General features: G+C 70.0%; 17 protein-coding genes. 11 read left to right on the forward strand and 6 right to left on the reverse strand.

The window, feature by feature from the left end; translation table 11 throughout:
* Positions 1-12: 12 nt before the first annotated feature.
* Both K8556_RS19160 and K8556_RS19165 read left to right on the forward strand, forming a co-directional pair.
* Positions 13-4317 carry an AAA family ATPase gene (locus K8556_RS19160; protein ID WP_223741504.1) on the forward strand — a complete coding sequence of 1435 codons (4305 nt, stop codon included), beginning with the start codon at positions 13-15 and terminating at the stop codon, positions 4315-4317.
* A gap of 80 nt (positions 4318-4397) precedes the next feature.
* Entirely contained in the window at positions 4398-5228 is an 831-nt protein-coding gene (locus K8556_RS19165; protein ID WP_223741505.1) for an acyl-CoA desaturase, read from the forward strand.
* On the opposite strand, the gene K8556_RS19170 is transcribed toward K8556_RS19165, so the two are convergent.
* A complete protein-coding gene (locus tag K8556_RS19170) occupies positions 5206-6621 on the reverse strand; it encodes a radical SAM protein (protein ID WP_223741506.1) in 1416 nt (471 codons plus the stop codon). The two genes, K8556_RS19165 and K8556_RS19170, sit on opposite strands and share 23 nt — an antisense overlap.
* A gap of 223 nt (positions 6622-6844) precedes the next feature.
* Here K8556_RS19170 and K8556_RS19175 point away from each other — a divergent pair, with 223 nt between their 5' ends.
* Positions 6845-8632 carry a hypothetical protein gene (locus K8556_RS19175; RefSeq protein ID WP_223741507.1) on the forward strand — a complete coding sequence of 596 codons (1788 nt, stop codon included), beginning with the start codon at positions 6845-6847 and terminating at the stop codon, positions 8630-8632.
* Positions 8633-8678: 46 nt separating this feature from the next.
* On the opposite strand, the gene K8556_RS19180 is transcribed toward K8556_RS19175, so the two are convergent.
* The 3 genes from K8556_RS19180 to K8556_RS19190 form a co-directional block, all read right to left on the reverse strand.
* Positions 8679-9704 (reverse strand): inorganic phosphate transporter, encoded by a 1026-nt coding sequence (locus K8556_RS19180; RefSeq protein WP_223741508.1) that lies wholly within the window; start codon positions 9702-9704, stop codon positions 8679-8681.
* Position 9705: 1 nt separating this feature from the next.
* Positions 9706-10332: a DUF47 domain-containing protein gene (locus K8556_RS19185; protein WP_223741509.1), complete on the reverse strand. Its 627-nt coding sequence runs from the start codon at positions 10330-10332 to the stop codon at positions 9706-9708.
* Positions 10333-10510: 178 nt separating this feature from the next.
* Positions 10511-11173, reverse strand: coding sequence for a TenA family transcriptional regulator (locus K8556_RS19190; RefSeq protein WP_223741510.1), 663 nt, complete (start codon positions 11171-11173; stop codon positions 10511-10513).
* Positions 11174-11392: 219 nt separating this feature from the next.
* Between K8556_RS19190 and K8556_RS19195 the strand changes: the two genes are divergently transcribed.
* Positions 11393-12277: a fatty acid desaturase gene (locus K8556_RS19195; protein ID WP_223762457.1), complete on the forward strand. Its 885-nt coding sequence runs from the start codon at positions 11393-11395 to the stop codon at positions 12275-12277.
* A gap of 70 nt (positions 12278-12347) precedes the next feature.
* Here K8556_RS19195 and K8556_RS19200 read toward each other — a convergent pair whose 3' ends face one another.
* A complete protein-coding gene (locus tag K8556_RS19200) occupies positions 12348-13766 on the reverse strand; it encodes a M28 family metallopeptidase (RefSeq protein ID WP_223741512.1) in 1419 nt (472 codons plus the stop codon).
* A gap of 277 nt (positions 13767-14043) precedes the next feature.
* Here K8556_RS19200 and K8556_RS19205 point away from each other — a divergent pair, with 277 nt between their 5' ends.
* Positions 14044-14856 carry a hypothetical protein gene (locus tag K8556_RS19205; protein ID WP_223741513.1) on the forward strand — a complete coding sequence of 271 codons (813 nt, stop codon included), beginning with the start codon at positions 14044-14046 and terminating at the stop codon, positions 14854-14856.
* Positions 14857-14917: 61 nt separating this feature from the next.
* Here K8556_RS19205 and K8556_RS19210 read toward each other — a convergent pair whose 3' ends face one another.
* Positions 14918-17368 (reverse strand): transglycosylase SLT domain-containing protein, encoded by a 2451-nt coding sequence (locus K8556_RS19210; RefSeq protein WP_223741514.1) that lies wholly within the window; start codon positions 17366-17368, stop codon positions 14918-14920.
* A gap of 439 nt (positions 17369-17807) precedes the next feature.
* Between K8556_RS19210 and menA the strand changes: the two genes are divergently transcribed.
* From menA to K8556_RS19240, 6 genes are all read left to right on the forward strand, one after another.
* Positions 17808-18737, forward strand: a complete 930-nt coding sequence (menA, locus tag K8556_RS19215; protein ID WP_223741515.1) for a 1,4-dihydroxy-2-naphthoate octaprenyltransferase — start codon at positions 17808-17810, stop codon at positions 18735-18737.
* Between the two features lie 70 nt (positions 18738-18807).
* Positions 18808-19263, forward strand: coding sequence for a hypothetical protein (locus K8556_RS19220; protein WP_223741516.1), 456 nt, complete (start codon positions 18808-18810; stop codon positions 19261-19263).
* A 213-nt stretch (positions 19264-19476) separates the two neighbouring features.
* Positions 19477-21387 (forward strand): hypothetical protein, encoded by a 1911-nt coding sequence (locus tag K8556_RS19225; protein ID WP_223741517.1) that lies wholly within the window; start codon positions 19477-19479, stop codon positions 21385-21387.
* Between the two features lie 15 nt (positions 21388-21402).
* Entirely contained in the window at positions 21403-22524 is a 1122-nt protein-coding gene (locus K8556_RS19230) for a hypothetical protein (RefSeq protein ID WP_223741518.1), read from the forward strand.
* A 99-nt stretch (positions 22525-22623) separates the two neighbouring features.
* Positions 22624-23877, forward strand: a complete 1254-nt coding sequence (locus K8556_RS19235; RefSeq protein WP_223741519.1) for a c-type cytochrome — start codon at positions 22624-22626, stop codon at positions 23875-23877.
* A gap of 158 nt (positions 23878-24035) precedes the next feature.
* Positions 24036-24998 (forward strand): DUF5995 family protein, encoded by a 963-nt coding sequence (locus tag K8556_RS19240; protein WP_223741520.1) that lies wholly within the window; start codon positions 24036-24038, stop codon positions 24996-24998.
* Positions 24999-25001 lie beyond the last annotated feature (3 nt).

The raw sequence follows: 25001 nt of genomic DNA on the forward strand, positions 1-25001 counted from the left end.
AGCCCTTCAAGGATGCCCTCCACGCAGCCCATCGATCCCGCTGTCGCGATGCTGGCGCCGTACATGCCGGCGGCCATCCTCGCGCGGCTCGGGAGCCAGGAGGCGGACGCGCTGCCCCGGGCGGAAGGGGTGCGCGGCGCCATCCTGCTGCTGGACATCGCGGGCTTCACGCCCATCGTGGTGGGGCTGAGCGGCGCGGGCCCGCGCGGCATCGACGCGCTCCAGCGCCTGCTGACGAACTACTACACGGAGATGATCGACGTGGTCCGCGACCACGGCGGGGACATCTACCAGTTCGCCGGTGACTCCATCCTCGCGTGCTTCGAGGCCGCGCCCGGGGAGGCGGACGCGGACGTCGTGCAGCGCGCGGCGGTGTGCGCGCTGGGCGTGCAGCGCCGGCTCGCGCGCTTCGCCCGGCTGGAGCTGCTGGGCCAGCGCTTCGGCGTGTCGTCGCGCATCGGCATCGGGTTCGGGGAGGCCACCCGCATCGTGATGGGCGCCACCGGCCTGTGGATGCACCCGGCGCTCGTGGGAGAGCCGCTGGCGCAGGCGGTGGGCGCGGAGAAGCAGGCCACGGTGTCGGAGGTCGTCCTGAGCCCGCGCGCGTGGGCGGCCCTGCCGGAGTCCGCGCGCAAGGGCGAGCCGCGCGAGGGCGGCAACCACCGGCTGGCGCTGGACGCGCCGGTGGAGTCGGTGAAGCGCCCGCTGCCCGCGCCCACGGGCGGCGCGGAGCTGGTGGGCCGGTGCGCGCTGCTGCTGCACCCGGTGCTCTTCACGAAGATCACCACCGCGCACCAGGAGTTCGCGGGCGACTTCCGCGACGTCACCTGCTTCTTCGTGCGCTTCACCCACGCGCAACCGGACGCGGATCCGGACACCTTCACCCGCGACCTCAACGCCTACTACGAATATGTCCAGCGCGAGTCCGCCCACCACGGCGGCGTGCTGCTGATGACGGACTTCACGGACAAGGGCAACGTGCTCTACGTCCTGTTCGGCGCGCCCACCGCCCAGCAGAACAAGGAGGTGCTGGCGTGCCGGCTGGCCTGCAAGCTGCTCAAGGCCCGCGAGCAGTTCCCCTTCCTGGACGAGCTGCAGATCGGCATCGCCACCGGCCACGCCTACTGCGGGGACATGGGCTCGCCCACGCGCAAGGGCTACTCGGCGCTGGGCGAGGTCGTGAACATGGCCGCGCGCCTGATGACGCACGGCGGACGCCAGGACGGCGTGCACCTGTGCGCCAACACCCAGGCGCGCTCACAGCAGGGCGGCTTCGCCACCGAGTTCGTGGAGGACGCGAAGCTCAAGGGCGTCTCGCGCTCGGTGCCGGTGTACCGGCTGCTGGGAGAGACGCGCCGCGGCCTCTTCATCAAGGGCCGGGGCGACATCATCGGCCGCAGCCGTGAGCTCAACGTGCTGCACGCGTCGCTCAACGCGGCCTTCGCCGGCCAGGGCCGCGTGTGCGTGGTGTCCGGAGAGGCGGGCATCGGCAAGTCGCGGCTGGGCGCGCGCGTGCTGGAGGACGCGGAGGAGGGCGGCGCCCGGGCGCTGTACGGCGTCTGCTACTCCTACGAGGCCTTCACCCCCTTCTTCCCCTGGAAGGAGGTCCTGCTCCAGGCGTTCGGCCTGCACGACTCGGACGACACCGACGCGCAGCTCGCGCGCCTGCGGCAGGGGCTGGAGGGACTGGAGGACGTGGGGCCGGAGTGGATCCCCGTGGTCGCGGGCATCCTCGGCATGTCGCTGGAGGAGACGTCCGCCACCGCGGGGATGGACGCGCGGCGCAAGCAGCAGAAGGTGTTTCAAATCGTCTTCCAGCTCCTGGAGAAGCTCAGCCGCGCGCAGCCGCTGCTGCTCTTCTTCGAGGACCTGCACTGGGCGGACTACATCTCGTTGGACCTGCTCCAGTACCTGGCGGTGCGCGTGGGCTCGCACCGCATCATGGTGCTGGCGACCATGCGCCCGGGCGACCAGCTCCGCGGGCTGCGCGACCTGCCGGAGTTCATCCCGCTGGACCTGGTGAGCCTGGACGACGAGGACACGCGGGCGCTGTTGCGCGTGCACCTGCGCCTGTCGCCGCCGGACGTGGCGCTGGAGGACCGGCTGCTCGCGAAGGTGCAGGGCAACCCGTTCTTCATCGAGTCCATCGTGGAGGGCCTGGCGGAGCAGGGCTACCTGGGGCCGGTGGAGCCCGGCTCGCCGCGCATGGAGTTGAAGCGTGGCCTGCAGGACCTGCTCCTGCCGGACTCCATCCAGGACGTGGTGCTGTCGCGCATCGACCTGCTCAGCGAGACGGAGAAGCTGGTGGTGAAGGTGGCGTCCGTCATCGGGCGCATCTTCACGCTGGACGCGGTGGCGGCGCTGGTGCCCACGCTGGGCCACGCCATGCTGCGCGAGGCCATGGACACGCTCCAGCGCCTGGGCCTCATCCTGCTGGAGACGGAGGAGCCGTACACCTGCCTCTTCAAGCACATCGTCATCCGCGACGTGGCCTACAACACGCTGCTGGTGTCCGCGCGCGAGGACCTGCACCGCCGGCTCGCGCGCTACCTGGAGGCCCGCGCCAACGACAACCTCGCGGGCTCCGCGGGTCTGCTCGCGTTCCACTTCCTCGCGGGCAACGTGGAGGACAAGGGCCTGGAGTACACGCTGATGGCGGCCCGCAGCGCGCGGGCGCAGTACGCGAACGACGACGCGCTCTACCACTACAACCGGGGCCTGGAGCTGCTGGGCACCGTCGTGCCGGTGGACCCGGAGGCGACGCTGCTCCAGACGCGCCGGGTGATGCAGGAGCTGGCGGAGACGCTGCTCCAGGCGGGCGACTACGCCAACGCCATCCTGATGTTCGAGCAGTGCCTGGTGGACGAGGAGGAGCCTCCCCGCCAGGCGGAGCTGCACCTGGGCCTGGGCCGCGCGCACCAGGAGAAGGGCGAGTCCGCGCTCGCCACGCAGCACCTGGAGAAGTCGCTGGTGCTGCGGGGCCGCAGCCTCCCGGGGAACCTGGCCACGCTGGGCCTGCGCACGCTGGCGAACCTCCTGCTGCGGGGGCTCGCGTCGCTTTTGCCCTTCATCCTGCGCCCGCTGCCGGCGGCGCGGCTGGGCAACTACCTGCAGCAGTTGTCCACGCTCAACTCGCTCATCCGCATCTACTACTTCGCGGACATCACCAAGCTCACCTGGGCGACGCTGGTGTCCACCAACATGGCGGAGCGCTCGCGCAGCGACTACGCCAGGAGCCTGGCGCGCGGCTACTACGGCACGCTCCTGTTCGGCGCGGGGCTGCTCGGCCGCGCGCGCTACCACTGCGAGAAGGCGCTGGAGTACGCCCGGCGCTCCAAGGACCCCGTGGCGGAGGGGCTCGCGCTCAGCCGCCTGGGCATCCAGGCCTTCTTCGCCAACGAGCTGGAGCGCGCGAGAGAGTTCCAGGAGGAGGCCGTCTCCACGCTGCGCCAGGTGGGCGAGCGCTGGGAGCGCCAGACGTCGCTGATGATGCAGGCCACGGGCGAGTTCCTCCACTCGCGCTTCCGCGCCGCGGTGGTGCTCTACGAGCAGATGGGGGCCATCGGCGTGGAGCTCAACGCGCTGATGCACCAGGGCTGGGCGCACTCGTGGGCGCCCATGTGCCGCTACCTCATGGGCGAAGGCGACGTGGGCGAATTGTGCGCGGAGCTGGAGCAGGGCCTGCGCATCAGTGTGGAGGTGGCGGACCTGGCCAACCAGTGCGCCAGCCTGAACCACCTGGCCAACGTCACGGTGCGCGAGCACCAGGTGGAGGAGGCGGCGCTCGTCGCGGTGCGCTGCTTCAAGAGCATCTGGAGCTACCAGGTGATGGTGCCCTTCCTCCAGGTGGGGCTGGTGGACGCGGCGGAGGCGGCCCTCTTCGCGCTGGAGGAGGGCGCCACGGTGGTGCCGCGCAAGAAGCTGCTGAAGATCGTCAAGCTGGCGTGCATCAAGGCGCGCGTCATCGCCCGGCTCTATCCGTACCTGAAGGGCCCGGCGCTGCGCGTGACGGCGCGCTCGCTGGCCCTGCGCAAGGGGCCGAAGGCCGCGGAGCCGGTGTTCCTGGAGGCCATCGCCGTCCTGGAGAAGAGCCCCAACCGCTGGGAGACGGGCGTGGCCTACTTCGACGCGGCGGTGGCCCTGCCGCACCGGCGCGAGGACTTCCTCGCCCGGGCGCGCGCCATCTTCACGGAGGTGGAGGCCCGCGCGGAGCTGCGCCGCGTGGACCGCTTCCAGGCCACGCTCCAGGCCCCGCCGGCCCCGGCGCTCGTCGCCGCGCCCCGGGCCTCGCAGGTCCGTGACGCTCGCGTGATGTGACGCGCCGGACGCGCATTCCTTGTCCCGTCAGGCGGGGCCCCTAGACTGCGTGCTTCTTCCTCGACCTCCGCACCGGGCTCATGACCACCGCGCCGCTCCGCTTCCAGCTCAGTCCCGTCATCGTCGTCTACATGCTCGTGGTCCACGGCCTGGCCGCGCTGGCGTTCATCCTGCCCTGGCCGCCGTACGCGCTGCCGGTGGCGCTGGCCGTGTACGTGTCCATTGGCTTGGGCACGACGGTGGGGCTGCACCGGCTCTTGTGCCACCGCGCCTTCGCGTGCCCCCGCTGGGTGGAGTACGCGCTGGTGACGGTGGCCATGCTCACGGCGCAGGGCAGCCCGCTCCTGTGGGCCGCCAACCACCGGCTGCACCACGCGAAGGCGGACGCGGACGGGGACGTGCACTCGCCGGTGCGCGGCTTCTGGTACGCGCACATGGGGTGGATCCTCAACGAGGCCTCCACGGAGGAGGACGGCTGGCGCACCTGGTGCCGCGACATGGCGGACGACGGCTACTACCACTGGCTCTTGCGCTACCGCATCGCGCCGCAGGTGCTGGCGGTGCTCTTCGTGGGGCTGACCTTCGGCTGGCGCACGGTGCCCGCGTACTTCTTCCTGCCCGTGGTGTGCTGGATGCAGAGCACCTACGCGGTGAACTCCGTGTGCCACGCCGCGTTCGGACACCGCGACCACGACACGCGCGACCACAGCCGCAACGTGTGGTGGGTGAGCGTGCTCGCGCTGGGCGAGGGCTGGCACAACAACCACCACGCCTTCCCCGCGTCCGCGCGGCACGGCTGGGTGTGGTGGCAGTGGGACCCGGGCTGGCTCTTCATCCGGGCGCTCCAGGCCCTGGGGCTGGCGTGGGACGTGCGCCTGCCGTCCCGGCTCAGGTCAGGACCTGCGGCGTGAGGCCCAGCGCGGGCATCCGCTCCGCGTCCCACGCTTCAATGGCGTCCAGCCCCGCGATGTAGCGGCGCTCCGGGTTCTTCACCGGGTTGCGGATGCTGACGATTTCGGGCCCGGAGAAGAGGATGGTCTGCTTGTAGCGGGGCAGGTCGCTCATCATCAGCTTGGACGCGTAGTGCCGCGCGATGTTGGGCAGGCTGCCCAGCGTGCGGCACAGCCGCTGGAAGTGCTCCACCACCTCCGACGCGTGCATCTGCTTGGGCCGGTGGCACAGCGTGTAGCCGTCGTAGTCGCGGCTGGTGGTGCCGGGCAGGAGCCGGTCCTCGGCCTTCAGTTCGCGGAAGAAGGGCGTCTCCGGATACGGGCACACGATGCCCAGGAACGTGACGGAGAAGTACTTCAGGTCCGCCAGGTAGTCCGGCAGCCGGTGCAGGTACTCGTTGGTGTCGCCGTCCGAGCCAACGATGAGCCCGAAGGACAGCAGGATGCCGGCGGAGAAGACGCGGCGGATGACGGTGTCCACCTCCGACAGCTTGTTCTGGCCCTTGTTCATCGCCTTGAGCGAGTCCGGGTTGAGTGACTCCAGGCCGGTGTAGACGTAGCGGCAGCCCGCCTTCGCCATCAGCTTCACCAGCGACTCGTCCTTGAGCACGTTGAAGGTGAGCGCGCAGCCCCACGTCTTCTTCAGGGGGATGAGCGCTTCGCACAGCGCGCGCAGGTACTTGGGCGAGCCGCCCAGGTTGTTGTCCAGGAAGACGAACGCGTCCCCCATCAGCCCCAGGAAGTTCGGGTTCCAGCGCATGCGCGTCTGGATTTCGTCGATGACCTCCGGGATGGGCCGGAAGCGGTAGCGCTCGTGGCCGGTGAGCACGCAGAAGTTGCACGTGAAGGGGCAGCCGCGCGACGCCTCGATGCCCGGCAGGCGCACCTTGTTGTGCGTGAAGTCGATGAGCTCGTAGCGGTACGGCCGGATGGCCGCGGCGCCCTGCGACGGCAGGCTGTAGCGGGGCTTGAGCTCACCCTTCTCGAAGTCCGCGATGAGCGCCGGCACGTTGGACTCCGGCTCCCCGGTGATGACCGCGTCGAAGTACTTCGCCGCGTCGTCCGGGAAGTGGCTCGCGTGCCGGCCTCCCGCCACCGTCGTCATTCCGCGCTGACGGAAGAGGGTGGAGAGCACCTTGGTGTGCTCGTAGTACGAGTGCAGGTACGAGAAGAAGACCAGGTCCCAGTGCCGGTCCAGCGGCAGGTCCGCCTCCTTCTCGTTGAAGATCTCCACCTCGGCGTGCTCCGGGCACAGGCCCGCGATGAGCTCCGGCACGGAGGACTGCATGATGGAGGGTTCCTTGATTCGCAGCCGGGTCGGATGGGTGTACGTGGCGATGATGGCGATGCGCATGCGAGCGGGCCCGGCGGCGCACGCGGCGGAAACGGGGGCGCGCGCGTTCGTGTTTTCACCTGCCGGACCGCGTCCCCCTTCGTCGGTGGAGGATCACCCGGAGTCCGGGCGGTGGCAAAGGATCTCCCTCACGAACACCACACGCTCCGCGTGTTTCCGGTGGCAGCGGACGACCCAGGAGGACCTATCTCGCGTGGGGGGCGTACTGATAGATCTTTGAAACATGGATACTTCTCCTTCGCCAGCCGCCCCGGGTTGGCCGTTTAAGCGTTACTTCTGGATTTCCATCGTGCTCGCGGTGGCGCTGGGCGCGACGGCGTTGCGCTCGGGGTTCATGCCGGATGACTTCATCTGGCTGGGCGTCTGGGACAACATTCCGCCGCCCGCGCCGCTGGGCAACACGCACCTGGACGTGTACCGCACGGCCACCGGCATCCCGGAGCACACGCTGCGTCTGGCGGAGGTGGGCGTCTTCCCGTGGTGGGTGGAGCCCACCGTGCGCGTCGCGTTCTTCCGGCCCCTGGGCAGCCTGCTCTACGGGCTGGATCACGTGCTCTACAACCGCGTCGCCGTGGCCTACCAGCTCCACTCGCTGCTCTGGTACGTGGGCCTGGTGGCGGTGGCGGGCCTGCTGCTCAAGCGCGTGCTGCCCACGGCGGTGGCGGGCGTGGCGATGGTCCTCTTCGCCCTCTGGGGCTCCCACGCGGCGGTGCTGGGCTGGCTGTCCTACCGCAGCGTGGTGATGTCGCTGCTCTTCGGCATCCTCGGCATCTCCCTGCACGTGAAGTGGCGGGAGGAGAAGCGCACGGGCGCGCTGGTGGGCGCGCTGGTGTCCTTCGCGCTCGCGCTCCTCTGCGGTGAGACGATGGTCATCCTCAGCCCGTACGTGCTGGCCTACGAGGCCTTCTCCGGCCCGGGGCAGGCGAAGGACAAGCTCAAGGGGCTCATCCCGTTCGGCGTGCTGATGGCCCTCTACTTCGCGGCGTACCGGGCCATGGGCTACGGCGCGGGCGGCTCGGACATGTACCTGGACGCGCTGGGGACGCCGGTGGCGTGGTTCCAGGCGATGCTCGGGCGCGTGCCGGCCGCCATCGCGGGGCTGACGCTGAACGCACCGCCGGACTTCATCTTCGATCAATCCCTGGTGCCCCTCTTCACCGTCCTGGGCGCGGTGGGCTTCACGCTGTTCGCGCTGCTCGTGTGGGGCGTGTGGCCCCGGCTGGAGGCCGCGGAGAAGCGCACGGTGGGCTGGATGCTGACGGGCGCGTTCGTGTCCACGTGGCTGTCCAACTCCGCCTTCGCCGGCTCGCGCACGCTCATCGTGCCCAGCCTGGGCATGGCGGTGGGTTTGGCCGTGGTGCTGCGCCACGCGTGGAAGGGGCGGGCGCTCAAGCTCCGCGCGGGCGCGGTGGTGGCCGGCGCGGCGGTGATGGCCCTCATCCACGTCGTGGGCTCGCCGTACCTCTGGTGGCAGACCATGGAGCAGTACTCGCAGGCGGACGCGCTCATGGGGCGCGTGCAGGCGCGCTACGAGGAGGCGTTCGATCAGACGAAGCTCCCCAACCAGCGCGTGGTGGTGCTCAACGCCCCCAACGGCATCATCGGCATCTACGGCTCCGTGCGCTGGTGGTCCTCGGGCAACCCCCTGCCCAAGGCCTGGTGGGTGCTGTCCTATTCGCTCCACGAGCAGAAGGTGACGCGCACCGGCCCCAACTCGCTGGAGCTGGCGCTCACCCGGGGCGGCCACTTCCTGGACTCCGTGGAGGAGCGCATCCACCGCGCCGCGCGCCACCCGGTGCGCCAGGGCGACGAGTTCGACATGAAGGGCATGAAGGTGCGGATCGAGGAGGCGGACGCGCAGGGCCCCACGCGCATCTCCTACACCTTCGACGTGCCGCTGGAGGACCCGTCGCTGAAGCTGGTCCAGTGGCAGAACAAGAAGGTGGTGCCCTGGGTGCCGCCGGCCGTGGGCGGGCCGCCGTCCGCCCTCAACGTCCGGGCCGTGCAGTAGGCCGGCAGGCGGCGCGGGGGAAGCCTCCCCCGCGCCCGGGCCTGCTTCAGCCCACCATCCGCACCACCGCCAGCGTGAGCCCGTAGACGATGACGGACACCAGCGCGGCGGCGGGGATGGTGAACACCCACGCCCAGATGATGCGGCCGGCGGTGCCCCACTTCACGGCCCGCCAGCCGCGCGTGGACCCCACGCCGACGATGGCGCCGGTGATGGTGTGCGTGGTGGAGACGGGGATGCCCAGCTCCGCCAGCGCGATGATGGTGACGCCGCCGCCCGTCTCCGCGCTGAAGCCGCCAATGGGCGCCAGCTTCGTGAGGCTGTGGCCCATGGTGCGGATGATGCGCCAGCCGCCGAAGAAGGTGCCCAGCGCGATGGCGGCGTGGCAGGAGATGATCATCCACCAGTCGATGTGGAACGGCCGGTCGCGCCAGATGGTGCCGAAGAGCACCACCGCGATGATGCCCATGACCTTCTGCGCGTCGTTGGTGCCGTGGCTGAAGGAGAAGATGGCGGACGACACCAACTGCAGCCGGCGGAACCAGGTGTCCACGCGCAGCGGCGTCTGACGGTGCACCGCCCAGGTGCTGGCCAGCATCATCCCGATGCCCAGCGTCATGCCGATGAGCGGCGACAGCACGATGAAGGCCGCGATGCGCGCGATGCCGCTGCCCACCAGGCCCTCGAAGCCCAGCACGGGGAGCGTGGCGCCAATCATCCCGCCCGCCAGCGCGTGGGACGACGACGAGGGCAGCCCCCACCACCAGGTGAGCAGGTTCCAGACGATGGCGCCCATCAGCGACGAGAAGATGACCATCAGCACCGCGGTGGGGCCGGCGGCGCGGAGCATCTCGAAGTTGATGATGCCCTTGCCCATGGTGTTGGCCACGTGCACGCCGCCCGCGAAGGCCGCCACGAAGTTGAAGAACGCGGCCCACGCCACGGCCAGGTTCGGCGACAGCACGCGCGTGGACACCACGGTGGCGATGGAGTTCGCCGCGTCGTGGAAGCCGTTGATGAAATCGAAGATGAGCGCGACGACGACGATGGTGACGACCGCTGCGAGCAGCATCTCAGCTATGCTCCAGCACGACGCCTTCGATGACGTTGGCCACGCCCTGGCACTTGTCCGTGGCCGTCTCGATGAGGTCGTAGATCTCCTTCCACTTGATGATGGTCAGGGTGTCCACGCCGCTCTTGAACAGCCGGCCCATGCCCGCGCGCAGGACCTCGTCCGCCTGGGTCTCCAGGTGCTTGATCTCCTTGCACCCCGCGAGGATCTGCTCCGGCTTCTTGATGAGCCGCAGCGCCGCGACGACCTCCTGCACCTTGCGCGTGGAGAGCACCAGCAGCCGCGCCAGCTCCGTGGCGTCCTCGCGGCTGGACTCAATCTCGTAGTAGAGCAGCCGCGCCGCCGCCGCGTTGGTCAGGTCCAGCACGTCGTCGATGCGCGACAGGAGCGTGTGGATCTGACCCCGGTCGAACGGGGTGATGAACTGCTGGTGGAGCCGGTTGAAGGCCGTGTGGGTGACCTCGTCGCCCCGGTGCTCCACGTCCTTGAGGGCCTGGACTCGCGCGGGCACGTCCCGGAAGTCGCTCAAGAGGTCGTGCAGGAGCTTCGCTCCCTCGACAGTTCTGGCGCATTGCGCGTCGAAGTCGTCGAAGAACTCGTCCGACTTCGGCATCAGCTTTTCGAGCATGGGGATCTCCCTCGGCGCCTGGAGGGACAGGAGCTGTCCGCCGCGGGAGGTGGGTGGCGCCTCTGGAGGGGTGACACTCCCGTGACGCGGGAGTGAGTACCCTACCTGGAGAGATTCGCCAGTGTTCCGTGCGAAAACGTACGGATTCCGAGGGGTTGTGCTTGACGCGAGGCGCCGCTCAGACGACGCGGTTGCGCAGCTCCTCGAAGAATCCCACCCACAACTGCCACATCTCCTCGGCGCCGCGCGTGATGGTGGCCAGCTCCGCGTCCGTGTACTGGAGGCCCACCGTGTGGCCGGCCGTCTCCACGTGGTCCGGCTCCTGCTTCACGTGGATGTCCACCCAGGGCAGGGCCTTGAGGCCCGTGGTGCGGCGCACCAGCTTGCCCAGCTTGGCCACCATGGTGAGGTCCGCCACCTCCGTGCCATAGAGGAAGCCCAGGCCCGTGAGGTGGCTGTCCGTGGAGCGCTGGTAACCGTCGATGAGCCGGCGCGTCGCGGGCGTCATGTCCGCCTCGGACACGCCCGCCTTCGTGAAGCCCGCGTCCGTCATCGTCTGGATGAAGAAGCGCTCGTGCGCCCTCGCCGGGTCTCCCTCGCCCACCTCCTGGTTGAGGATGTGCGTCACGGCCGTCTTCATCTCCATCTGCGGACAGACGGCGATGAGCTTGCCCAGGAAGGTGGGGAAGTAGTGCAGGGGGTGCCACCACTGACCCAGCACCATCTCCGCCTGTTCGCGGCTGAAGGCCTTCTCATCCACCACCTCGAAGAACCGGTGCTTGATCAACTGCTCTCGGTGGGAGTTCTTCGCCAGTGCCGCCTCGATGGTCTGGTTCCGCATTGCCGCCTCCAGGTGGGTCCAAAAGGGCTGGGTCGGCGTTTATCACAAAGCAGGACTGAGATTCTTGGAAATGTAGAAAGACAAGTTCAATACGACTACGTGGTTTGCCGCCAGTGTGGAACGTGCAGGCAGGCGAGGGTGGGCTGTTCGGCGTGGGGGCTGACAGCCTACAGTTGGAAAATCGGCATTTTCTCCCTGGCCCCCTTGTACGGAAGACGCATGACCCTGTTCCGGCACCCTGAAGATCGCATCCCGGTCCTGATGTTCCTTGGCGTCTTCGCGCTCGACATGACGGTGTTCCTCACGGCGCGAAGCTGGTGGGTACCGGTGCTGTGGTTCGGGCTGGGCATCATCCCCAAGGGGTGGATCTGCTCGTGGAACCACCACCACCAGCACCTGTCCTTCTTCAAGCACGCGCTGCCCAACCGGCTCCTGGAGATTGTCTTCGGCTTCCAGACGGGCGTGACGTCGCAGGCGTGGTTCCTCCATCACGTGCTGGGCCACCACAAGAACTACCTGGACCAGTCGCAGGACGAGTCGCGCTGGAAGCGGGAGGACGGCTCGACGATGGGCGAGGTGGAGTACTCGCTGGGCACGGCGCTGACCGCCTACCCGCGCGCGTTCCAGGTGGGCCGGAAGCACCACCCCAAGGCGCTGCGCACGTTCGTGGTGATGGCCGCGCTCCAGGTGGTGCTGCTGGCGGGCCTGTTCTGGGTGAACCCCTACAACGCGCTCTTCGTGTTCCTGCTGCCCATGATGGCGTCGCTCTACGTGACGACCTGGGCCACGTACTTCCACCACGTGGGCCTGGACACGGCGAACCACTCGGAGGCCTCGTACAACATCCTCCACAAGGGCTACAACCTGATGACGGGCAACCTGGGCTACCACACCGCGCATCACACGCGGCACGGCCTGCACTGGTCCAAGCTGCCGGAGCTGCACGCGCAGTTGGCGCGCGACATCCCCGCGAACCTGTACCGCCAGCCGGGCATCCCGTTCGTCTGGCGCGGCTCCGAGGAGAAGCTGGTGCTGAGCGAGCACGAGGTCGCCGCGCTCACCGGCGGGCCCGTGGAGGGCCGCGGGGAGAAGCTGGCCGCCTAGCGGTCCCGCCGTCCCCGCTGCAAGCCCCCGCCGGAAGTGCTCCCTTCCGGCGGCGGGGCGCCGCGGACGGCTACTTCGGCTGCTGCGGCTCCGTCGTGCGGTTCGCCGCGAGGCTGATGACGTTGAGGAGCAGGTCCTTCACGCGGCGGGGCTTGTTGCCGCCGTTGTCCTCGATGATCTTCTCGATGTCGTCATCCTGCCGGTGGTACTCAGGGATGAGGTCGCCGCCGCCCTCGGGGTTGGACAGGCCCTCGAAGAGGAAGAGCACGTCCTCGCCCTTGCGCCCGAAGGACGCGCCGTCCTGCCGGTCGCGGTAGACGTTGATGTCGCGGTTGATGCGGTCGAACGGATCCGCCAACTGCTGGTTCGCCTGGTCCACCACGTCGCGGAAGTAGTTGGGCTGGCCCTTGGTGTTGGTGTCCACCACGGACAGGCGCTGATCATCCCAGCGGCCCACCATGTCCGTGTTGATGACGCCGGCGATGTTCTTCAGCTCCAGGCCGGGGATGGGGTGGTCCACGAAGTACTGCGAGCCCACCAGGCCCTTCTCCTCCGCGCCCGTCCAGATGAAGAGCACGGAGCGGTCCAGCTTGCCGTTCTTCGCGGCCTCCGCCAGCTCCGGCACCGCCGCCATCAGCACCGCGCTGCCGGACGCGTTGTCGTCCGCGCCGTTGAACGGGTTGCCCTTGCGGTCCACGCCCACGTGGTCCAGGTGGGCCATCACCACGATGACCTCGTCCTTGTGGGGGCCCGTGCCGGGCAGCATGGCCATGGTGTTCACCGCCTGGCCCGTGGCCGTGGCCACCTGCTGGAGCTCCTCCACGCTGCGCTGCTTGCCCGCGCGCGCCGGCACCACCGACTGGCCCGCCGCCTTCATCGTCTGCTCGTACTGCTGGTTGAGCCGCTTCAGCGTGTCCTTGGGCATCTTCTCGTCCAGGTAGAAGCCCTCCTGGAAGAGCGTGTGGCCGAACTCCTTGTGCTCGGCGTGGGCTCCGGCCGTCTCGCCCGCCTTGTCCGCGCCCAGCCAGGAGTAGACCTTGAACTTCTGCTGGAAGGGGTTCTCCGGGTTGTTGATGTTGGGCCCCACCAGCCCGTACTTCTCCGCGTGGGCCTGCACGTAGACGGAAGCGGCGTCCAGGCCCGCGGAGGGGCTGTCACGCCCCTGCAGCGCGTCCGAGGCCAGGTACTCGAGGTGCGTCATCGGGTCCGAGTCGGCCGACACGGGCGGCTCGGTGGGCGCCTCCGGCGGCACGGGCGTCGTCGGCGCGGGCGTCGGGGTGGTGGGCGCGGGCAGCCCCAAAATCGGCGGCGGCGCGGGCAGCCGGGGCAGTTGGCCGGGCGCGGGGCGCGTGCCGCCGGAGGACTCGAAGCCGTCCTTCCAGGCGATGGGGCGGTTCCGGGACTTCGCCTCCGTCGTCCGGGCGTCCTGCGAGGACAGCCGCGAGACGGAGGTGAGGGGACGCGAGCTGTCGTTGATCTTCGAGGCCATGGTGGGGAGTCCGGGGGGGAGGAACCGCGCTCCCCAGATTATCCGCCGGACCCCCCGCGGAGTTGTGCCCCCCGGCGAAGTTCCGCCTGGGAGTGCGGCGCCATGACGCTCCGTGTGAGACCCGGCTTGCTACAAATCACATGTTTCATGTGACATCCGGCGCTACCCTGTTTTCTCAATCATTGAACAACGTGACTGAAGACAGACGGACCTGGGGTGTTGGCGCGCGGGGTGCAGTGGGGACGGGGGCAGTCCACCCCACACGACGAGGTAGTACATGCATCTGAGAATCACGGGTTCCCTGCTGGCGTCCATGCTGTTGAGCATCACGGGCTGCGCGGGCGGCGCCGACGACGGCCAGGCCGGCTCCCTGGGCGCGCAGGAGGCCGCGGCGTCCCAGTGCGTGAAGCGGTTCGACGGCATCACGAGCTGCGCGCTGGGCCGCGCGAAGGTGGAGTCCGTCGCGGAGGGGCTGGCGGTGTCCAACCTCACGACGCAGAAGGACGGCGTCTCCAGCAGCTTCACGCAGGCCGTGAAGTGGGAGCAGCGCGTGGCGATGAGCCTGGGGGCGCAGGGCGGCTACCAGTTGGCCGCGCGCGATGGCGATCAGGTCGTCAGCACGCTGCGGGTGACGCCGGGCCGCGAGGCGAACACGGTCAACATGGCCCCCTCGTTCACGGGCTCGCCGGGCGGCTCCGCGTACCGGATGAACATCTACCGCGGGGGCGTGCTCCAGGGCAGCAGCAGCCAGCCCGCCGGGATGGTCATCACCTTCACCAACTGGCGGGACTTCATCCGCTGGGCGGAGATGAACCACTTCTTCCTGAACGACTTCGACATCGACGGGCTGTCCACCGGCTCCGCGGAGACGAACGTGGGCGCGTGCGTGTGGCGCTTGAACGCGGAGAAGAACACCTTCACCGTGGACATCGACGGCAAGTCCATCACCGGTGACTCGGTGGAGTTCATCGAGACCGTCGCGGATGGCGCGTACCCGTACCGCCACTTCACGGGCATCGACACGAACGCCATCGCCGGCCAGTACACCATCCGCTCCGAGTCCATCACCCAGCCCACGGGCGTGAAGTAGCCCCAGGGCCCGGATTCCAGGCGCCGGACGGGGATCACGGCCCCGTCCGGCGTCTTCGCGCCTAGCGTCTCCCGGAGACGGAGGACGTGGGCGTCGCCACGTTCCGGCCGCTGCCCCCCACGCCCGTGGCGGGGCTCACCGTGGGCGTGCGCGCGGCCTCCAGCGGGGCCTTGCGGGCCGGCGCGAAGGCGGCGGGGACTTCATTGGCGTAGAGCAGCTTGTAGGCGCTGTAGCTGCTGAGCACGCGCTTCACGTAGTCGCGGGTCTCGTCGAAGGCGATGTGCTCCACCCACTCGTCCAGCTCCGCCTGGGGCAGGGCCTTGCGCCAGCGCTCCACCGCCGCGGGGCCCGCGTTGTAGGCGGCCACCGCGTAGGCGGGGTTGCCGTCGAAGTGCTTGAGCAGCGAGCCCAGGTACGCCGCCCCCAGCCGGATGTTCTGCGCGGGCTGGAGCAGCGACGACACGTCGAACGACGCCAGCTTGAGCGAGTCCGCCACCGCCTGGGCCGTCGTGGGCATGAGCTGCGCGAGCCCCAGCGCGCCGGTGGACGAGCGCGCGCGAGGGTTGAAGCGGCTCTCCTCGCGGATGAGGCCCTGGAGCAGGTCGGGGTCCACGCGCGCGGCCCGCGAATGGCTCTGGATGAGCGGCCGGAACGCGAGCGGCCACGTCGCCTCCCACACCGGACGGGACGCGGCGCTGAGCGGCCCGGCGGCCTCCTGGCGCAGCGTCACGCGGGCCACCTGCCGCGTGGCCCGGCCCCGGCCGGTGCGGCGCATGGTCTGGTAGAGCAGCCGCGCGGGCGCCTCCGCCAGGCCGCGCGTGTCCACCGCGAGCAGCTCCTCCACCACGCCCGGCTGGCCCAGGCGCAAAAGCTCCACGCCCGCCGCGAAGCGCGCGTCCTTCTGGAGCGGGCCGGGGGGCAGGGGCCAGACCTCGTCGTTGGCCGGCGCGGCGGTGTTCACCGCCTTCACCGTGGCCGGCCGCGCGGCGGCCTCCGTCAACCGCGCCAGCCGCTCCGGCGCGTGCTGGGCCAGCCGCGTCCGGGACAGCAGCCCGTACCAGGCCGTGGGCCGCTCGGTGGCGATGAGCTCGTAGCGCGCGAGCGCCGCGTCCACCGCGCCGGCGTTCTCCTGGGTCCGCGCCTGCCAGTAGCGCGCGCGCCAGAGGGCGTCGTCCGTGCGCGCGGCCTCCGGCAACTGCTCCACCGACATCAGCGACGCCAGGCCCGGCTGCGTCTCGCCCTTGCGCAGGTGCAGCCAGAAGGCGCGGAAGAGGGCCTCGGCGGCGAAGTTGCCGGCCGGGTAGCGCTTCGCCAGCGCCTCGTAGTTCTCCAGCGCCTCGTCCGCGCGGCCCAGGCGCTGCTGCGTCCAGGCCTCGAAGAAGAGCGCGTCGTCCGCGTAGCCGTGCTCCGGGTAGTCCCGCGCCAGCGTGGCGTACGTCTCCACCGCCGCCTCGGGCTGCACCACGGACTGCGAATAGGCGAGCAGGTAGAGCGCCTGCGGACGCTGCTCGGGCGACTGGCACTCGCGCGCCACCGGCTCCAGCACCTGGATGGCGCGGCGGTGCTGACGCTCCTTGCGCAGGGCGCGGCCCAGGGTGAGCTGGGCGCGGCAGGCCAGCTCGTCCGGGAGCTCCGTGCGGGGCCCCGAGCGGGCCAGCATGTTCATGGCCGCGACGTTCTGGTGCAGCTCCACCAGCGCCTCCGCGCGGCGCACGCGCCACTTCATGGGCAGGGGCAGGTCGCGCAGCAGTGCGCGCGCGCGGTCCGCCTCCGGCGACAGGGGCGCGGTGGCCCAGACCTCCAGCAGCGCGCGGTGCTCCGCGTTGTACTGCCCTGCCGCGCGCGCCAGGTCGCAGTACGCGAGCAGCGCCTTCATGCGCAGCGCGTCCGGCCCGCGGGCCTGCCGGTTGTCGATGAACTCCTGGAGCGCGGCGAGCGCCTCCGGGATGCGGAGCTGGCGCTTGAGCACGCGCGCCATGGTGAAGCGGGCCTCCGGATAGAGCGGGGAGCCGGGGCTCACCTGGCCATACTGCTCCGCCGCGCGCAGCGGCTTGCGCAGCCGCTCATGCGCCTGCGCGGCCTTCATCAGGCAGTGGTCTCGCAGCGGGACGTAGTCCTCCGCGAGCGCGGTGAACTCCGCGGCGGCGGTCGCGAAGTCCCGCGCGAGGAACGCGCTCTGCGCCTGGAGGAAGCGGCCGGGGAGGGAAGGGGAGGGCTCCGTCGCGAGCAGCGCCCGCGCGGACTTGTACCGGCCGCGGTCGAACTCCGCCTTCGCCTTGGCCAGCAGGCCCTCCGCGAAGTAGGGCGTCAGCCGCTCCGGCCCGAAGGCCTCCGCCGTCACCTCGTCCTGCGAGGGCTGCGCCGTGGGCGTGTCGAGCAGGGCCTCCAGCTTCTCCTCCGACATCACGTCGCCGGAGTCGTCCTCGCCGGGCGCCTGCGCCCACGCGGTGCCCGGGGCCCACAGGCCCGCGCACGCGAGCACCACCGCTGCTGTTCCTCGAAGTCCGTCCATGCCAGCCCTCGTTCGTCCGCCAGGGACCCCGATGGATTGGCACTGCCCGTGCGCTTGGAACCTGCCCGCCTGTCCCCTTGCCAGGCCCGCGTTGCCTTTCGTGCATCCACCCCCAGGCACACATCGGGAGCGCTGCAAGAAAGCCAACGGCCGGCGGGCCGGGCGTCTGGCGCCTGGGGTGCTACATACCCAGAGGCGCCTGCCTGCTGTCAGGACGTGCGTGACGCAAAGGCCGCCGGGATTGTCCTGGATGGCGGAGCCCTCGCCGTGTCCTCGACTTCGCGCCAGAGGGGATGAGCGTCTGCCTTTGGGTCTCGCCGGAGCGGGGCAGGCTGTAGACAGATGATACATGAGGGAAACCGATGTGAAGCATTGGGTCCTCTTGCGGTCGGCGGGCCTGTAGCTTTACCGTGCGCCTGCTGCCCTCCCCCGGACATCCATGGCCACTCCGAGTCTCCCGTCGTCGAGTGTCGCAGTCGAAGAAGCCAGGCCCTCGCTGGCCCGCGTCTGGTGGGTCGCGCTGCGGCCCAAGACGCTCACGGCCTCCATCGCGCCCACGCTGGTGGGGTGGGCCTTCGCCAACGTGGAGGGGGGCTGGCGGCCGGTGCCGGCGCTGACCTTCCTGGTGGGCTTCATGCTGGCGCAGATCGTCAGCAACCTGGTGAACGACTACTCGGACTTCGAGCGCGGCGCGGACACGGCGGCCCGTCTGGGGCCCGCGCGCGTCACGCAGAAGGGCTGGCTGTCCTCACGTGAGGTGGCGGGCGCCGCGGCCCTGGCCTTCACCGGCGCCGCGCTGGCGCTGCTGCTCCTGACGCAGGCGGGCGGCTGGCCCGTGCTCGCGGGCGGCGCGGTCTGCCTGGCGGGCGCGGTCCTCTATTCCGCGGGCCCCGTGCCGCTGGGCTACATGGGCCTGGGGGACCTGCTGGTGCTGCTCATCTCCGGCCTCCTGGGCGTCACCGGCAGCTACGGGGTGCTCACCCATCACCTCTCCGGCGACGTGGTGCTCGCGGGCCTGTCCATGGGGCTCATCGCCGCGGGCATCCTCGCGGTGAACAACCTGCGCGACCGCGAGACGGACGTCCTCGCCGGCAAGCGCACGCTGGTGGTGCGCTTCGGCCGCCGCTTCGGCCAGTGGGAGTACACGCTCGCGGTGGCGGGGGCGTTCGCGCTGCCGCTCATCGCCTGGGCGCTGTCGCCGGAGCATCCGCGCGCGTGGCTCTTCACGCTGGCGGGCCTGCCGCTCGCGGCGGTGCAGATCCGCGCCATCTGGAAGGAGGACGGCGGCGCGCTCAACCCGCACCTGGGGCGCACCGCGGGGCTGGGGCTGGTGTTCGCCGTGCTCCTGTCCGCCGGTCTCAGCCTCTGACTCGGCTAGACTCGCAAGCCCCCGCCCGTCCCCCGTTGCATCCCCCGTCGTCGTTCGCTCCGGAGTCCCCGTGTTCTTCGCGCCGAAGGTCTTCCCCGCCTGGGGTTCGCTCAGCCATGCCGCCCGGTCCCTCTACGGTTGGACCTTCTACACGGTGCCGCTGGCGCTCCTGACGCTCTTGAGCCCCGCCACCTTCCTCACCGTGGCGGGCATGCAGCCGGACCCCGCGGATCCGCACCACTTCGCGGTCCGCATGTTCGGGTCGCTCCTCACGTCGCTGTCCTTCATGTCCCACCAGGCCGCGGTGCGGGAGGTCCGCCCGTTCTTCCACTGGGCCGTCATCGGCCGGACCTTCATCACCGGCGTGGTGCTCCTGTGCACGGCGCTGGGGCAGTGCCCGCCCATCATGGCCTTCTTCGCCTGCATCGACTTCGGGGGCGGCATGTGGACCTTCGTGGGCCTCAAGCGCGACGCCGCCGAGGCCGCCCGCGGCGCCCAGCCCGCCCTGGCCCATCCGACGCCCTGAGTCACCCGCGCGATCTGAAGTCCGCGAATTGCGCGGACTCTCATAATGTGGTCAGTTTGAACCGATGAGGTGTTCTCCTCCCAACCCTTTCCTGGCTTCACCATCTCCGCGTAGCGGAGCGCTGGCGGCGTCGGGAAGGGTGGGGCGCGCGGGCCCGCGCGTGAGGATACCTGCTCCCTTTCCTCCCCCCGACTGCCTCCGGCCTCGTCTTCCATGAACCGCTCAATCCTGCTGAAGAGCGCGTGGTGCGCCCTGCTGGTGCCCCTGCTGTCCTGCAACCTCCTCAAGGTCACTGACGACGAGGGGTCCACGACGGGCCGCGGTGCCAAGCGGTTCGACCCCTACCAGGGCCTCAACTCCGGCGCGATCCGGCTGAGCCTCCAGTACATCAACGGCTGCGCCTTCCTGCCCAACGGGCAGATGGTGGCGAAGAACAGCGTGACCCCGGGGTATCCGGACACGTGCATCACGCCGCTCGCGCAGGACCCGCTGACGCTGTCGCCTCCCACCGGGACGCTGCAGATCCTGTCGGACACGCAGTACTTCCTGAACCAGTTCTCCGTGTCGGAGACCGTGGTCAACCAGCACAACAACCCCAACGACCAGACCGCCGCGCTGGCGTGGATCAAGAACCAGTCCGTGTTCTCCGGCCTGGACTGGACCAACGTCAACCAGGGCCCGGACGAGTGGAGCTTCTACAGCCTCGCGGGCGCGGTGGAGGACTGCTGGACCCGCGAGGTGCAGTTCGGCAACGCGAACTGGCAGAAGGTGAAGGACGACACCATCACCGTGGAGGTGCTGGACGAGACGGGCACCCCGCGCGCGAGCCAGACGTACCTGCGCTCGGAGCTGCTGGCCTCCTCGCCCTACGCCGGCCACAGCCGCTTCTCCTGGCGCTCGGAGAACCTGAAGCCGCCGCGCTTCCCTGGCGACAAGGACCCCGGCACCGTGACGGGCTTCGCGGGCGGCCTGGACCAGAGCGCCATCACGCGCACCATCGCGCGCGTGGACTGGGTGGGCAGCACCAACCCCTTCAAGGTGCTGCGCGTGCCGCGCCTGTCGGGCCCCGGCGCGCTCCGGGCCACCTGGAGCCAGTTGCCGGACAAGCCGTTCTACTTCCCCGTCACGTACATCATCCCGGATGACCGCCCGTCCACCTGCACGGACGACGCCGGCAACCCGGTGCAGTGCAGCCCGGGCCTGGACTCGCGGCTGGTGTTCTCGCCCCCGAAGGAGGGCAGCTTCTACAAGCCCGGCGAGGACGTGAGCGTCTACGTGGACCTGCGCGACAGCGCGGGCGCGCACCTGCACTCGCGCGACCTGCTGCCCAGCGCGCGGGAGATCATCGGCGGCCAGTCCAACGGCATCCAGACCTTCGTCCCCAACGTCATCGCGACCGTCACGGAGAACGACTCCATCTCCAACGTGGCCATCGCCGGTCCCATCCAGGACCTGAAGGTGCTGGGCAACCCCAGCGACAAGCCCGAGTTCTTCGCGCGGCCGTTCCCGTTCGCCATGCTGGATGACGCCACGCTCACGGGGCTGACGCCGGGCCTCATCGACTACAAGTGGCCCACCCGCCAGACGTTCACGCTGCCCGCGAACGCGAAGCCGGGCACCTACGTGGCGCTGGTGAAGTTCAACCGCGCGGCCCTGGGCGAGCGCGTCGCCAAGCTGAACCCCTTCTTCTTCCAGGTGGGCCAGGACGAGCCCACGACGTACCCGGGCAACGTGGGCAACTGCCAGATCTGCCACCGCGGCGTGCTGTCGCTGGACAACCTGCGCCACGGCCTGTCGGTGGACCACATCGAGAGCTGCAAGGTCTGCCACCACTACGACACGGACACGGTGGGCCGCACGCAGGAGATGGTGCACCGCATCCACATGAACTCGCCCAGCTACCCGGCGAACCGCGCGGACTGCACCGTGTGCCACCTGACGCGCAAGAGCACGGAGCGGCCCAGCCTGGCGCTGTGCGGCTCGTGCCACATCTCCCAGCACGGGGACGAGTTCTTCCAGATCGCCTTCAACCAGCGCGGCACGCCCAGCCGGTTCGGCAACTGCGCGCAGACCTGCCACGGCGGCGAGCAGCTCCCCGCCCGACACATCCTCCCCGCGAAGTAGGGGAAGCACCCCGCCATGCAAAGAGCTCTCTTCGTCGGAACGCTCCTCGGCGCGGCCCTGCTGAACGCGGGCTGCCAGGACTCCACCAACCCCGCGGCGTCCACCTTCACGCCGCGCCCCACGTATGAGAACCGCGAGCCGGAGGGCCTCACCTCCCGCGTGACGGGCTTCACCGTGGATCCGGAGGCCTACTTCCTCAACCTGGCCAACTGCGCGCCGCCGCCCGCGCAGTGCGCGCTGCCGCCGCTGTACGCGGAGTTCAGCCCGCTCCTGCAGCGCGCGGTGGTGCGCAACGCGCCCATCACCCTGCAGGACACGCAGCCGGACCCCGCCACGGGCCAGCCGCCCGCGCCGGGCGCGCCCACGGTGTCGGACGCCAACGGCATCTGGACCCTGGACAAGGTGCCCACCCGCCGGGGCGCGCCGTTCCTCGTGCTGTCGCTGGGAGGGCAGGCCACGCTGGCCAACAACGCCACGTTGCCGCTGCCGCCTCCGCTGCCGACGCTGCCTCCCGTGCCGGAGGGCAACTATGTCCCCACGCTGACGGTGCGGCCGGTGGTGCCCGCGCACAGCGCCTGCGTGGGCCTGGAGGCCCTGCAGATGAGCGACAAGGGCATCCTGGAGGCGGTCGCGAAGTCCCTGACCGCCGAGGGCACGCCCACCACGGTGGCGGACCTGCTCAACCCGGCCCGCTTCGGCGGCGTGACGGTGTTCTGGATGTACCGGCCGGGCTTCCCCGTGTTCCGCGTGCCGGCGGCGAACACCACCGTGACGGCCACCTCCGGCCGCGTGCTGAACGTCGAGTGGGCGCCCCCGGGCGCGCTGCCGCCGGCGCTGGCGCCGTTCCAGTCCACGCGCGGCTTCTTCATCCCGCCGGGGCCGCCGGCGCCCGACAGCTCCCTGGGCATCGTCGCCGTCGTCCACCCGCCGCTGATGGGGCCGCCGCCCGTGGTCCACTACGAGGCGAAGGACGTCACCACGAGCGACCCGGAAGGACGCCCCTGGTCGCTGATGCAGCCGGTGGACCTCCCCGTCATCCCGGGGGTCGTGACGTTCGCCGGCCTCCAGTTGGTCAGCAAGACGCCGTCCTCGACGCCCCAGATTCCCCCGCCCAGCACCTGCCTGCCGGGCCAGTAGCCGCCTCACCCGTCCCAACGCCGGCGCTCCCTCCACGCCTCCCCGTGGTGCGGACGGAGCGCCGTGTGCCGTCCCCGTTCATCCGGAGAAGCGTTCCCCATGATGAAGAAGATCCTGATCGCCATTGGTGCGTTGGTCGCCCTGGTCCTGATTGGCGCGGGCACCGCCATGGGCGTGGCCAGCCACAAGATCAACAAGTCGTATGACTACGTCGCGCTGCCCAACATCACGCGAGACAGCTCTCCGGAGGGCATTGCCCGCGGTGAGCAGGTGTTCCGCGCGGTGTGCGCGGAGTGTCACGCGGGCGGTGGCAACACCAAGCCCACGGGCGTGCAGATGCACGACTTCCCGCCGGAGCTGGGCACGTTCTACTCGGCGAACATCACCTCCGACCCGGAGAAGGGCGTGGGGGCCTGGACGGACCAGGAGATCGCCCGCATGGTGATCAACTCCATCGACAAGAACCACCACGTGCGCCCCATGCCCGCGTTCCCCAACATGGGCGACAAGGACCTGGCGGCGGTCATCGGGTTCATGCGCTCGGGGCACCCGGACTTCGCGCCGGAGAAGACCCAGCCGCCGCGCTCCACGCTGACCCCCATGGGCCGGATGGTGTTCTCCTTCGCCATGGGCATCAACGACAAGGGCCGCACGGAGGAGGTGCCCGTGCCCGCGAAGGCGGCGGACTCCGTGGAGTACGGCCGCTACGTGTCCGCCAGCGTCTACGACTGCGTCTTCTGCCACTCGCCGGGCTTCGAGGGCAGCGCGGCGAAGATGAAGAACCCGGACACCGTGCTGAGCGGCGGCTTCGAGTTCGACCTGACGCCGCTGGGCGGCGAGGGCAAGCTGCTGTCGCCCAACATCACCGTCAGCGAGACGGCCGGCATCGGCAAGTGGACGCTGGACGAGTTCAAGCACGCCATGCGCACGGGCGTGACGCCCGCGGGCCACATCCTGCGCGCGCCCATGCCCAAGTACCGCTACGCGGACGACGTGGAGCTCACGGCCATCTACACCTTCCTGCGCTCCATGAAGCCCAACGACACCGTGGTGCCGCCTCCCGCCGGTGGCCGCCCCAAGGCGGAGCCCTCCAACGACCCGGAGAAGATGTTCAGCTCCCTGGGCTGCGCGACCTGCCACGCCCCCGGCAAGCCCTACGAGGCCAAGCTCCAGGGCGCCAAGGGCAAGGCCCCGGAGGAAGTGGCCAAGTGGATCCGCAACCCGGAGTCCTTCAAGCCCGGCACGCAGATGCCCACCTACGAGTCGCTCGTCGACGAGACCAACGCCCTGGCGCTGGCGAAGTACGTCCTGGGCAGGACGGGCGGCACCGTGAGTGAAGGCACCACGCCCTGAGCTTGACGGCGGTGTGACAAAGGCCCCCGCGTGAGTGTCAACACGCGGGGGGCCCGTGAAACATCACGTTTCTTCCGGGGGGGCGGGAGTCACAGGAAGTACAGGTTGGTATAAGCTTTCATGTGAAGTCGTTCCCCCACCCCGTGGAGCGTCATTCCATGAATGTTTCATCCGCCTCCCCCTCGGCACACCGGACGCAGTCCCCCCAGCCGCTTCACCTCCACGAGACGAAGCACCCGGACGCGCAGGGCCCCATCCGGTTGGATGACGTGCTCTGGAACCCGGTCAACGCGGAGGAGGCGCTGGAAGGGCTGGAGAAGATCCTCGCCCGGCTGAACGCGCGGAATGACTCACGCGCCATCTTCCTGGACATCTACGCCATCGTCACGCGCAAGGTCGTCCACCTGCTGAGCCGGGAGGACGCGGGCGGCTTCCTCGAACCCGAGTGGCTGTCGCATTTGACGGGCCGCTTCGCGGAGGAGGCGCTCATCGCGGTGCGGGACTCGCTGAGGAACCTGCCGCTGCCCACCGCGGCGTGGCGCTTCGCGACGCACTACCCGGCGCAGGGCCTGACGCAGCCGTACCAGGACGCGCTCCTGGGCGTGAGCGCGCACATCAACCACGACCTGGGAATGGTCGTCTACGACAACATCGCCCACCAGTCGCCGCCGGTGGACGCGCGCCGCCTGGCTCGCTACCGGCATGACTACTTCCACGTGAACGAGATCCTCCGCTCGTGCATCCCGGAGTGCCTGGACCTGCTCGCGGAGCGCTACCGGTGCGCGTCCACGCGGCTGCTGCTGCGCGTGCCCTTCAGCCGCCCCGTGGTGGAGCGGGCGGTGATGCAGATGCTCATCGTGTGGCGGCAGCGCGTCTGGGACAACGTCGTCGCGATGCTGGAGGCGCAGACGCCCGAGGAGCACCAGGCCGTCGTGGAGCGCGTGCGCACCACGTCCGGCCGCATCGCGCAGGCGCTGTGCGCGGACAAGGCGCTCTGGTGGACGGTGCGCGGCGAGTCTCCGCCGTTCAGCCTGGACCTGCCGCCGGAGGCGTGGCCCGGCGTGGTGCCGCCTCCGGAGCCCGGGCCGGACGCGGACGCGAGCGCTGCCCGCGCCGGCTAGCAG

The sequence above is a fragment of the Corallococcus sp. AS-1-12 genome, from assembly GCF_020036995.1.
Classification (GTDB): Bacteria; Myxococcota; Myxococcia; order Myxococcales; family Myxococcaceae; genus Corallococcus.